Genomic DNA, 12,753 nt, shown 5'->3' on the forward strand with positions numbered 1-12,753 from the left:
TCTGTCTTTCTCATCAAAAAAGAGTATAAATTCCATACATCTGGAAATCATACTCTTTTTTTATGTGATTTGTTATCCTTTTTCCGTAAAAAGTGTGTGAAATAGATACTTTTTCTTCATTCGGTAATACACAAAGCCCACCAGATCAGCCAGGGCCCATCCAATGGGCACCGACCACCAGATTCCCAGAACCCCGATGCTCTCCACCGAAGATAAAAGATACGCCAGGACCACGCGGGTTCCCAGAGAAATCACCGTCAGTACCACGGACATTCCCGGCAGCTTCACAGCCCGGTAGAAGCCATACAACAGAAACAGACAGCCAATGCCGCAGTAAAACGCCCCTTCGATGCGTAAATACTCCACGCCTGCCGCCAGAATTTCCGACTCCTGCGGCTGGACAAAAATCAACAGCAGCGGTCTGGCAAAGAAAAATACACCGCAGGAAATCAGCACACAAAAGACAAAAGCCATTCCTACTGCTTTTCGGATACCTTCCCGGATTCGCTCCTCCTTCTTTGCCCCGAAATTCTGTGCCACAAAGGTAGAAAAAGCATTGCCGAAATCCTGTACCGGCATGTATGCAAAGGAATCAATCTTTACGGCCGCTGCAAAGGCCGCCATAATTACCGTTCCAAAGCTGTTTACCAATCCCTGCACCATTAAAATTCCCAAGTTCATCACAGACTGCTGCACTGAAGTCAAAAAGGAAAACTGTGCCAGTTCCTTCAGCACCTGCCGTCTGGGACACAGATACTTCCGCTGAATCCGAAAGTGTGTCTGGGTTTTCCAGGTATACAAGGCAATCCCCACCCCGGAAACGTATTGGGACATAACTGTTGCCGCGGCTGCCCCTTTCACACCCCAGGAAAATCCAAGAACAAACCACAAATCCAGTACAATGTTCAATACCGCACAGGCTGCCAGAAATACCAGAGGTACCACAGAGTTCCCCACAGCCCGCAGCAGGGCGGCATAGAAATTGTAAAGAAACACTGCCGGAATTCCCCAGAATATAACCCAGAGGTATCCCCGCATCATGCCGTAAATTTCTTCCGGTACCTGCAGAAGGCCTAAAATAGGGTCAATCAGCAGAAAAACCAGAAAATTCAGCGCCGCCGTTACTGTAAAAATCAGAAGAAAAGCCGCCGTTATGCTCTCCTGCAGCTTTTCCATCTCCCCTTCTCCGAACCGTATGGAAAACACCGCGCCGCTTCCCATACAAAGTCCCAGAAAAACAGAAGTTAAAAATGTCATAAGTGTATAAGAAGACCCCACCGCAGCCAGCGCGCCGGAGCCTAAAAACCTGCCCACAATCAAGGTATCCGCAATATTGTAAAGCTGCTGCAGCAAATTTCCCACTATCATAGGAAGAGAAAACAACAGCAGTGTCTTACCTACAGGGCCTTGTGTAAGATTTTTCTGCATGTGAAAATGCCCCCTCGTTTTATTCTATTTGTTGATTATAGCGAAAATCCTGCAAAAAGACAACGGTTCTCTGCACTTAATATAACGCATTCTCCATGCAAAAGCATTTAAAAAACTTAAAATTTTCAAAGTTCTGCTTTTTGGTATGGTGCTGCTTATCAGCCTCTATTCCCGGACTTCTTTTCTTCGATAAATCCTGTATACCACAGGCAGAAGTCCTGCACACAGCACACTGTAAAGTACCAGCAGCACAGGCAGGGCTCCTATTATTTTCCCGCCCAGAGAATACAGACTAAAATGGGAAATCACCAGTTCCACCTGCAGCAGCTGATCTGGCAGAAGTCCCAGAATTTTATCTAGAAAAGGAATCTGGGTTTCTGCCAGAAAAGAGGGCGCCAATATCAGCGCAAAGGGAACGATGACGGCTGCCGTGCCTGAATGACTCCATGACGAAATCAGCATGGTTAAAAGTGTGAAAAACAGACAGCCAATATATCCCCCAAGCAATATGTAAGCGTATTCCTGCCCTATAGTCATAGCATAAAAACTTTTCCATTTTCCAAACTGGGTCTGTATTACACATTGACTTCCCTGCAGTCCCAGACACCCCAATACAACCGCGCTGTAAAGAAGCATGATTCCCCAATAAACAAGTGTGGCAGTAAGCACTCCTGCCTTAATTTTCGCCAAAACCGCTTTTTTCCTCCCATGGTAAGAGGCAAAATAAACAGAAGCTGCACGATATCTCTTTTCGCAGGAAAAGATACCGGATACCAGGAAACCTACCGTAAGAACCACCAGCATACAAATCGTTGGAGACCAGGTAAACCATGCATCAAATCCATCCGAACTTTCGTAATACCACGGTGTCTCCAAACTCTTGTATTGGTTTACAAGAAACTCTTTTTCCGTTTTCGTAAACTGGTCTGCCCCTCCTCCTTCTTCTGCAAGCCAGGCTTTCAGATTTTCTGTCCTTTTCTTATAAAATTGCCCTGCCTCTTCTTCCGTCAACGTGTCTGCCCGGAAATAATCATATTCCTGAAATCCTGTAAATGCTTTATTTAACAACTCACGAATATCTGAAAATCCCTGTTTCCGACTAAAAGCCTGATCGTTCTCTTTTGTATTTTCGGACTTTGCCTGTGGGCTCTGGTTCACTTTATTATTTTCACGGATAACTTGTTGAAGCCGTTCTGTTGTCAGTGTTCCCTTCCACTTTTCCTTCTCTTTTTCCAGATGACGCGCTGCGGCAATTCCCTTTGTTCCTTCCCCTTCCGGATTTACATAAGACACTTCTCCCATTGCAAAATATATGATAAGGCACAATGCAAATCCCAGAAAAACAAGCGCTGCCTTACTGCTGCTTTTGGAAAAGATTTTCTTCATTTCATAAAATACCATGATTGTCACCCGCCTCTTCGCCAAAATAATATAAGAACGCATCTTCCAGGGACGGAACTGCCTCTTTTGCATACTCTGCCGGCTTTTCGCCTGCAATTACCCGCACCTGTACTCCCTGTGTATCTGCTTTCATATTGGAAATTTTATATTGTCGCGCCAGCAAAGGAACCGCTCTCTTCTCTACCAAACATTCCCAGACCTTCTGCTTCATAGATTCTGTTATCTGTTTTGGTGTTCCCTGGCGAACAATTTCTCCCTCATTCATCAGCCAGATGTCATTGGCTATATACTCCACATCAGACACAATATGGGTGGAGAGAAGCACCAGTCTGTCTTCTGAAAATTCACTGATGAGGTTGCGAAAACGGATACGTTCATTGGGGTCCAGACCTGCTGTGGGCTCGTCCAGAATCAGGATTTTAGGGTGGTTCATCATAGCCTGGGCAATTCCTGCCCTTCGCTTCATGCCGCCGGAAAGTTTTTTCATTTTTCTGCCTGCATATTTTTCAAGCCCCACGGCAGCAAGCAATTCCTTTGTCCGTTTCTTTGCCACAGCCGGGGGAAGCCCTTTGATTGACGCAATGTACAGCAGATAATCCCGCACGGTGAATTCCGGGTAAAAGCCAAAATCCTGGGGCAGATATCCCAAAAGTTTCCTGTATTCTCCTTCCATTTTAAAGATATCTCTTCCGTCACACAAAATGTTTCCTTCCGTAGGGGTGAGCAGGGTACACAACATACGCATAAATGTGGTTTTCCCCGCACCATTTTTCCCCAACAGCCCATAAACGCCTCTTGTCATAGACAAATTCAGCTGTTTTACCGCAGTAAAATCCCCAAATTTTTTTGTCAAATTATTCATTTCCAATTCCATTCCAGTTTTCCTCCCAAATCTTCCGGCTTCCCGCCAGCAAATGTTTTACAAGCAAGCAAAGAGCAATCACTGCCATGCCAAACAGCCCACACCAGATTGGCATGGTAATGGCCTGATAAAGTCTCTCGTTTATCACTATGCTCCACCATAAAATACTCCACGCAATACAGCCGCCTATGGCTGCAAGTTCATTCCACCCATGTCTGCCGGATAAAATTCCAAAGCAAATACACGCTGCCACCACCATGGGAAATAAAAATTGTGTCAGCAGTTCTGCCATGGCTATCTGCAGACTAAAGGACGACACCAGACAAAAAACAGTGAGTAAAAACACGTCTGTCATCCCAAACAGCAGCAATCTTGCCGCATAAATCTGGCGAAGGGAATAATAAGCGGCCGCCTCAATTTCCATGGAATTACAGTTTCTATTCTTCCACAACTCAGGAATCAGCAAAATCACAAACAAAGCCCCCGCCACTCCCATACTTCGCTGTACGTAGAACGGCTCTCTTGTACAGGAAAGAAAACTCCACAGACTTATCAGAAGCAGGGCCTGTAACATCCACCATCGTTTTCGGATATATCCAAGCTGGGTATATAGAAATTCTGTTCCCGATAAAATCCGCTTCTGTTCTTCTGCATAAAAAACCTTTTTGCTCTGCTCTATGGTTCTTTTCCTACAGATTTCCCGGGCTTGTATGCTCCTGCTTTCTTTATAAAGGCGCAGTTCTTCTTCCAGTTTCATGTTAAATTCCCTCCTTCCAGCAATAGTGCCAACTGCTCTTTTGCCCTTTTTATCCTGTATTTTGCAAGAGGCAGACCAATTTGCAGCACCTTTGCAATCTCCCTCAGTTTTAACTCCTGAAAATAATACAAAATCAACACCTCCCGCAATTCTTCCGGCAATTTTCTAAGAGCCTGCTCCATATCCAGTCTCTCTGCCACTTTCTCCAACTTTCCGTTCTCTTCTTTTTCCTGTTCAAATACCTGCTGTTCCATGGGAATTTCCCGACTCTTTCGGTAAAAATCCCGGCACAGATTCCCTGCAATGGTGTAGAGATAATTTTTTGTTTTCCCCTGGTATTCATAAGCTGCAAGCCCTGCAAAAAATCGTACAAAAACTTCCTGTGTGAAATCTTCCCCATACTGTGCATCCTGACAATGATATGTACAGTATTTTAAAATTTCGTCATAGTATTTGCGCACAAAATGTTCCATGGCCTCTTCCCTGCCCTGCTTCATTCTCCGTATCAGTATAAAATCAGAATCCACAGTTTCCTCCTTCCTCCCTTTCAAAGTCAAACGCCTGTCCTTCTATTATATATAACGCAGCAAACAGAAAAAAGGATAGTCTGCATGAAAAAAAAGAGCTATCACACACCTATTGGTATGTCACAACTCTTTTTTTCTGCGAACAAAGCTTCCTCAATCCTGCATATTTCTTTAGCAGGTCGCTCCGCCCACTAAATGTTTCTCACCCTTAATATTTTCTTCTTTTCTGCTCAGTAAATCATCTGCCATGAGCTGTTCCTGTACATTTTCAAATCCCAGTCTTGCCACGGTATCTGCAAAACGCTCTCCTGTAATTCCTTGCTCTCTGAACAGCAGAATTGCTTTTTCCACAATGGAAAGTACCTCTTCTTTCTCCGTAAACACCTTATCCAGATAACGTCCCCGTGCCACCTTTTTGCCCCAGCGTCCGCCAATGTAGATACGGTATCCATTGGTATAGTTTTCAAAGGCCTTAAACGGACATTTGCCAATGCAGCGACCGCAATGGTTGCACTCATTGTCCGGAATCACAATCTTTCCTTCCACAACCTTTGCCGCCTTAATCGGACAATTTTTTTCAATGCGGCAGACTTTACAGCCACGGCATTTTTCCATATCCACCATAGGAACTCTCTGTCCGATAATACCCAGGTCATTTAAATCCGGTTTCACACAGTTATTCGGACATCCGCCCACTGCAATTTTAAACTTGTGCGGAAGCTTCACTGCGGAATATCCGTGGTAAAATCTTTCATGAATCTCTTCAGACAGCCCAAATGTATCAATGAGTCCATACTGACAGGTGGTTCCCTTACAGGATACTACCGGACGAACCTTGGAGCCAGTGCCCCCTGTTTCCAAACCCGCCTGCATAAGATATTCACGAAGAGGTTCAATATTAGCAAAAGATACCCCCTGAATTTCCATGGTCATACGAGAGGTCATAGTCACCTCACCGCTTCCGAAAAGTTCAGCCGCTTCTGCAATCGTCCGTGCTTCCTCGGCTGTAATCTTTCCGTTTCTGGTAATCACACGGCCGTTAAACTTATCCAGGGTATTTTTGTCTTTTAAAAATCCAAGAGCTTTTACCCGTTTCTCTTCTTCCAGTGATACGGCCCCTTCTGGATTTTCTACTTTTACATCGTTAAAGAACGTTGCCCCTTCCAGAACCACAGTATTTTTATATCCATAGAAACGCATACGGTTCTGCAGGAAATAGGCACGTTTTCCTTTCGCACATACCAAAAGCAGTTTTTCTTCTTTATCCAGCCCTTCGATTTCTCCCTGCACCGCAGAAAGGTCTACATAACGGGCTCCATGAATGGACGGCGCCAGACCTGCATCAATAACCTTATAGCCTTTTGCCTTGCCTGCCGCATATTCCGCCGGAGTCATGCTCACCAGTGCTCCGTTTATCTTGTTGAGCAGCACATGTACCGCCTGTACAAAAGGATGAATGGCAGTGGAAAATGGCGGTGCATAAGCAAAGTCTGCATTTTCAAAATCTTCCAGAACAGCACCCATATTCAGCCCCATAACGGCAATATCCACCATCTTGTCTACTGCACCGGTTCCCAGAACCTGTACCCCCAGCAGTTTATGTGTCTCTTTTTCTGCAATCAGTTTGGTAATAAAGAAGCCTGCTCCCGGATAATAGTGTGCCTTGTCATCTGTAGGTACCAGAACCGTTACAACCTCATATCCTGCTGCCTCTGCCTGCTGCTGTGTAAGACCTGTGCGTCCCACATGCAGACCCGGAAGTTTTACGACACCGGTTCCCAATACACCGGGATAAGTTTTCCTTGTTCCGGTCAGTATCTGCGCCAGGGTTCGGCCTTCCATATTTGCGGAAGAGCCCATTGGCGACCACTGCGGCTTTCCGGTAATGCGGTTTGTCACCATGACACAGTCTCCTGCTGCATAAACATCTTCCAGACTGGTTTTCATCGTATTATCAACCAGAATCGTTCCCTTAGACATTTCCAGACCGCTGCTCTGCAGAAATTCTGTATTGGGACGAATACCGGCTGCTGTAATCAGAAGTTCACAGCCCAAAAATCCAGCAGAAGTTTTCAGTCCGGTCACTTTTCCGCTTCCAACCACCTCTTCTGCTTTTGTATCTGTAAGAACACGGATACCCTCTTTCAACAGATGTTTTTTCACATAAGCAGCCATTTCCTCATCCAAAATATTGGGAAGAAGCTGGGAAGCAAAATCCAGGACCGTAACCTGCACGCCTTTGTTCTTCAGATTTTCTGCTGCTTCCAGCCCTATAAATCCAGCTCCGATAACAACGGCCTTCTTCACCTGGTTTTCTTCCATATAAGAACGAATAGCCGCTGCATCATCCGGGGTACGCATTTTAAATACACCCTGCTGTGCCATACCTGGAATGAGCAGTTCTACCGGAGATGCTCCTACAGCCAGAACCAGCTTGTCATAAGTACAGACTTCTTCTTCTCCTGTAAACAAATCCTTTACTGTCACCTGCTTTTTATCCGCGTCCAGAGATATAGCCTCTTTTCCGGTTCTTACCTCCACTCCCGTCAGCTCTGCATATTTTTCAGGAGTGTTTATAATCAATGCCTCACGATTTTCAACCAGACCGCCTACATAATAAGGAAGCCCACACCCAGCGTAAGAAATGTTTCTTTCTCTGGTGATTACTGTGATTTCCGTACTTCTGTCTTCTCGTTTCAGTTTGGCTGCTGTCTTGGTTCCTGCAGCAACGCCTCCTATAATTAGTACTTTCATTCTATTTCTCCTATTCTTTCTCAACTGGTGCTTTGTTTTGCTGGTTATCCATTTCTTTTGGCTGCTGTCTATGACAGCAGTGCTCCATATCTGCACATTCCGGCCTCACCTTTTCGCATACAGCCACATCTCCTCCGCTTATGGTTAGACTTCGCCCATTCACCATAGCATCTGCTATTTTCTGTCGGGCGTTGTCATAAATCCTCGTTACCGTTGGTCTGGAAATGTCCATTTTCACTGCACATTCTTCCTGTGTCATTTTCAGAAAGTCCAGAACACGAATCACTTCATATTCATCGTATGTAAGATTGACACTCCCATTTGCGGTACAGCCCTGCGGTGAAAAACTGGTGACTTTCGGTTTTGAGCAGATACATCTGCGTTTCTGCGGCCGTGCCATATATCCCCTTTCCTCAAATAGATAAAAGATAGTGATTTCTATTTTTTCGCTTTCAGAATACCACCGTTATGAACATATGTCAATATTTTTTTTTCAAATTGGAAAACTATCCCTCAAACACAGCGCCTCCGAGGATGTCAAGTCATTGTCACAAATTTCTATCATTTTTATCTGCTCAGCAGTATTTAATATATTCAATTGATATTCCGCAATTTCTTTCAGTACTTCAAACCGTTCTTCCTTCTTCTTCCCTTCTCGTATCATTTGGGCATTGTGCGTTTCTAAATTAGAAATTACTGTTAGTTCATTAATTGTTGCAAAATCTCTGACATTATTTTTCTTGGCAAGTTCTGGATTCTTTTCTCTCCAAGCTTTTGCTGTAAACCCAAACAAAGCGACATTCACTATGTCTGCTTCTTCCGCATATGCAATCCATTTTGAATCTTTTTTAAAATCTCTCTGAGGCAGGATATAGTTCTTCACTGCATCTGTCTGAATCAAATAATTACTTTTACTAAGAAAACGTTTTGCATTCCATTCTATTTGTCTTGCGTTATTTTCTTCTTCCTTCAAACGTTGGAATTCTTTTATCAGATATAATTTAAAAACCGGGCTAATTGCAGACGCAAATTCAAAAGCTACGTCTTTATGAGCGTAGGTTCCTCCATATTTTCCACGCTTTACATAAAGACCAACGGCATTTGTTTTCTGAATCCATTCAGAAACACTTGGTGTAAATGTTAATAAACCCGCTTGCTTTTTAAAGTGTTCAGATTCGAACACTTTAAATGCTGGATTGTATATTTGTTCCCATACAGATAAATACTCTAACGTTCCACGATTTCTTAACCAATTTCTCACTACATCAGCCGCTCTAGAGGAATTTGATTTTACTTTAGCAATATCTGTAATGCAAATATAATCATCTAATTCTTCTTTTGAAATAGTAATTTTTACGTTTTGAACATCTATGATTCTATTCTTCATTCTTTATCTCCATTTTTTATACACACAGCAAAACAGCCTCCGAAATAACGCCTGCAACCAAACCAACCAGAATTCTACCTAAAACGGTACAAAATACAATTCCCATTATTGGATGTCTCTCCTCCCCTCCTTTCAGTTTACCGTAAATTTTTTGTTCCCATTCACTTTCTTTATCCTAAAATATATCCATGAACTGCAATTTTGATTTTCCTGTGAAGTTTTTACTTCTATCAGTATGCCATTATATATGTACTCCATCGTATATCCCTTTTTACAATCCTCGTTTTATCTGTAGTACTTCTGCATATTTCAATAAACGATCATACAAATATTTATTTTCCTTTATACTATTTACTATCTCTATTTCCGTTTTTCCCCCTAAACGATACAGATCACAAACAGAGCGCTCAATATTATAAATATTATAACTGCCGAATTCCGTCTTTTGTTTTCTTATTCCAAAGTTAAAATTACTGTTTGAAAAATAATGTCTTTGTACCGTAAAATCCATTTTCATCATACTGCGATCTGTTCTTTCTGTTGCAACTGATAAATAATCCGGCTCATGTGCCAGTACACCTTGATAGTAAAGTGCACTGTCCATACAAATAACCGCACGAGGATTGCTCAGACACACTTCAATGCATTTATAATCTAACGGTTTCCTGCATTGTTTCCCCACAAGCCAGTAATGTCCATAACATACTTTTTGTAAATACCCTTCTTCCACTAAAACAGAAATCTGACGATTCGTGAATCCTTCTGCCAGAAGTTCTTTCGTTCCTACATAGCCACTGTATTTGTTATATAAAGTTTCAAGTTTAATGTACGTATTCCTTCTCATATCTTCTCCATTTGCATTTCTTATCACACATATTATTGCATTTTTTATTACACACGTCAATAGGGTTTTCAAATTGGAAAACTATCCCTCAAACACAGCGCCCCAAACCCCAGCTGATTATTGGGATACTCCCCGCCCAAAAGAGGCCTGGCTCCTCTTCTTAAATACGCCTTTACCTTCTGCCCATACAAAAACAAGTCCTCGCCTCTTACAATCCCCCACTCCATCATAAGTGCCGCTGCCCCTGTGACAAACGGCGTGGCAAAAGAAGTTCCCGTGCGGCTTTCATATCCGTCCCCTGGGGCAGCTGTGGTAATTCCCACTCCCGGCGCGGCTAAATCCGGCTTAATTTCGTTGGTCACTCTGGTATATCCTCTCCCGGAAAAATCTGCGTAAGCCAGATACCGGGAGTCATAGGCGCCTACGGAAATCACTCTCTGGGCCGTAGAGGGAATGGTCTGTGTTGTCTGCGGTGTAGGCTGCAGAAAATGGGTATCTTCATTTAATACACCGCCCCCCGGCATCCACAAATCATACCTGCCATCCACAATCTTCCCTGGAATCAGCCGGATTTTCCACGTTCCGCTGTCAATATATTCGCTGCGAGGCAGCATTTCCACATAGATTTCCTGTGCCAGACTATAAGGCGCCGGTTCTCCGTAATACAGCAAAAGTTCTGTATTTCCCACAGTAAAGCGCTGCGGTCCCAAAATCTCCTGAAATGGCCCCACCCGCTGTCCTCCGGGTAGCAGCAGCTCCATTGTCATTTCATCCACATACTGCTTCCATATCTGCACATTCAGACCAGGCTCATACGCCCCCACATTAAAAGAAATTTCCGTAACTTCTCCCGCCAATACGGTTCCAGAAGTATGAAGCGCCCGGTTTCCCTCGTTCCCCATTCCCACACAGATAACACTTCGTCCCGTAAGCGCTGCATTATCAAGATAAGTTTCCAAAAGAGATTCTCCACTGTGAGAGCCATAATTATTTCCAAAACTCAAATTCAGCGCCAGCGGTATTCCCCGGTCTGCGGCCAGACGAATGGCATAATCAATGCCCTGCAAAAGTTCTGTAGTCCTCGGAAATCCGCCTTCCCTTGGGGCGCCTAACTTTACAACAAGCAATTCACTTTCATAAGCCACACCCCGGTATATCCCGTCAGAGGCTCTTCCATTTCCGGCAGCAATTCCCATGACTCCGGTTCCATGTCCGCTCAAATCCCTGCTTGGCACTATCTTCTCTCTTTCAGCTCGGCTTCCTGCCTGCAGAGCCTCATTGATTTCCTCCTGTGTGTACTCCGTTCCCAGGGAATAGCCTTTCGGCGGTCTGCCTGCTATACTCTGGTCCCAGAGCCTCCATATCCGGGTACTGCCGTCCGGATTCCGAAAATCCGGATGTGTATAATCAATGCCCGAATCTACACACGCTACCAAAATTCCTTTCCCTGTCAGTGCTTCCCCCAAAGGAGAAAAACGACTTTGCACTGCCGTCATACAGGACGCACTTTTCCCCTGATTGACAGCAAAAAAAAGCCTTTTCGGCTTTTCCACATATTCTATGCCGGGAAGTCTGGAAAGACTTTCGATTTTACTCTCTGCAAGAGTAATCACGGCGAAGCCATTTAAAAGTTCTGCCCGTGGCACCTCTTCTCCAATGATTTGCGAAAGATTTCCTGTATATTTAATAATTAAGTCCCATGTCCGCTCCACTTCATTATACCCGATACCCAGTTCCGGTGACTTTTCCAGTTCCTCCGGCGTTGCATCCAAGGCCAGGTTCAAAAGATTCTCCAGCTTTTGATTCTTCATGCTGCACTTCCTGCATTTTCTTTCAGTTTACTCCCAACGGGCTGAAAATATATCTCTTTTGCAGAATAAAATTTTGTCAGTTTTCTCACCTAATCAGGAATTCTATACGGAAGAAAGAAAAACTTAAACACATACCAAATAAAGTTGGTACTGCAGTAATCCCCAGCACCAACTTTATCTACAATTTTTTTATAATATTTACCAATTGCCTACCCTAACACACAGCTTCTTTTACCATCTTTAAATAAATTCGACAGTTCTGATGATTAAAATCATATTGCAATGCCTTTTTAAATTGCACGGCTGCCTCTTCCTTATTCCCCATTCCAACATTGGCAAGTCCCATCAAGTAATGACAATGTGCCCTATTCTTTTGATTCCTATCATCCTCAAAAATCAAAAAATCAGGCAAGGATACAGCAAAGTAATCATTTTATCATATAAATGTTTCTTACCGTAATCCATAAGTTTATTAAAGCATACGCAGGCAGCATTTGTATTTCCAAGTTTCCGATTCGCAAGTCCTTTATAAAGAATCATATCTGCCGGCTGGTCATAATAATACATAGCTCCTGCCGGTTCATCAACTCCAAGTTCTGCATTTTTGAAACATTCTTCAGACCTTTCTGCCTCTCCAAATTCTGCTTCTACAACTCCAAGATAATAATAAATATTGTTATCCTTGGTTCCTTCCAATCTTCCTTCGCCTAAATTTACGGGGTACAATAAAGCTTTTTCCAACAGTTCTTTTGCCGCTTTAAAATTTTTCTTTACAATCTCTTCCTTCGCCATCTCAGTCAAAGCAATTTTATACTGTCCTGAGATTCGTCCTTCTGCACCTTCCCATGCACGGAATCTATGATTCATAATGGTATCATAAGCTTTCTGATGCATGCCTAAAAGATTATACAAAGTAACATATTCCAGCATAACATCGTCACGCTCTGCAAGAATATCCTTATGTGCTTCATAATTTTGTAAT

Annotated in this window: 10 protein-coding genes and 1 pseudogene; all 11 read right to left on the bottom strand. The window is 43.4% G+C overall.

The features are described 5' to 3' along the window. Positions 1-72 precede the first annotated feature (72 nt). The gene (locus tag WKT17_RS07690; RefSeq protein WP_173748717.1) at positions 73-1,428 is read right to left on the bottom strand and encodes an MATE family efflux transporter; all 1,356 of its coding nucleotides are present in this window, start codon (positions 1,426-1,428) and stop codon (positions 73-75) included. A 165-nt stretch (positions 1,429-1,593) separates the two neighbouring features. Next, positions 1,594-2,829 (bottom strand): ABC transporter permease, encoded by a 1,236-nt coding sequence (locus WKT17_RS07695; protein WP_294541847.1) that lies wholly within the window; start codon positions 2,827-2,829, stop codon positions 1,594-1,596. After that, positions 2,816-3,703, bottom strand: coding sequence for an ABC transporter ATP-binding protein (locus tag WKT17_RS07700; protein ID WP_173748719.1), 888 nt, complete (start codon positions 3,701-3,703; stop codon positions 2,816-2,818). The genes WKT17_RS07695 and WKT17_RS07700 overlap by 14 nt, the downstream gene beginning before the upstream one ends. Further along, positions 3,684-4,448 (bottom strand): hypothetical protein, encoded by a 765-nt coding sequence (locus WKT17_RS07705; RefSeq protein WP_173748720.1) that lies wholly within the window; start codon positions 4,446-4,448, stop codon positions 3,684-3,686. Before WKT17_RS07705 ends, WKT17_RS07700 begins: the two co-directional genes overlap by 20 nt. Beyond that, positions 4,445-4,975, bottom strand: coding sequence for an RNA polymerase sigma factor (locus WKT17_RS07710; protein ID WP_173748721.1), 531 nt, complete (start codon positions 4,973-4,975; stop codon positions 4,445-4,447). Before WKT17_RS07710 ends, WKT17_RS07705 begins: the two co-directional genes overlap by 4 nt. 171 nt (positions 4,976-5,146) lie before the next feature. Then, positions 5,147-7,729, bottom strand: coding sequence for an FAD-dependent oxidoreductase (locus WKT17_RS07715; RefSeq protein ID WP_340272210.1), 2,583 nt, complete (start codon positions 7,727-7,729; stop codon positions 5,147-5,149). Positions 7,730-7,739: 10 nt separating this feature from the next. Beyond that, positions 7,740-8,129, bottom strand: a complete 390-nt coding sequence (locus WKT17_RS07720) for a DUF134 domain-containing protein (protein ID WP_330026603.1) — start codon at positions 8,127-8,129, stop codon at positions 7,740-7,742. Between the two features lie 93 nt (positions 8,130-8,222). Beyond that, positions 8,223-9,116 (bottom strand): KilA-N domain-containing protein, encoded by an 894-nt coding sequence (locus WKT17_RS07725; RefSeq protein ID WP_173748724.1) that lies wholly within the window; start codon positions 9,114-9,116, stop codon positions 8,223-8,225. A gap of 271 nt (positions 9,117-9,387) precedes the next feature. Beyond that, complete coding sequence (locus WKT17_RS07730; RefSeq protein WP_173748725.1) at positions 9,388-9,960, bottom strand: type IV toxin-antitoxin system AbiEi family antitoxin domain-containing protein; 573 nt, start codon at positions 9,958-9,960, stop codon at positions 9,388-9,390. Between the two features lie 68 nt (positions 9,961-10,028). Continuing rightward, positions 10,029-11,771 (bottom strand): S8 family peptidase, encoded by a 1,743-nt coding sequence (locus tag WKT17_RS07735; protein WP_330026608.1) that lies wholly within the window; start codon positions 11,769-11,771, stop codon positions 10,029-10,031. Between the two features lie 396 nt (positions 11,772-12,167). Further along, a pseudogene (locus tag WKT17_RS07740) lies at positions 12,168-12,753 on the bottom strand (DUF5107 domain-containing protein); the annotation flags it as partial.

This window comes from Blautia sp. HCN-20427, assembly GCF_037890365.1.
Lineage (GTDB): Bacteria > Bacillota > Clostridia > Lachnospirales > Lachnospiraceae > Blautia.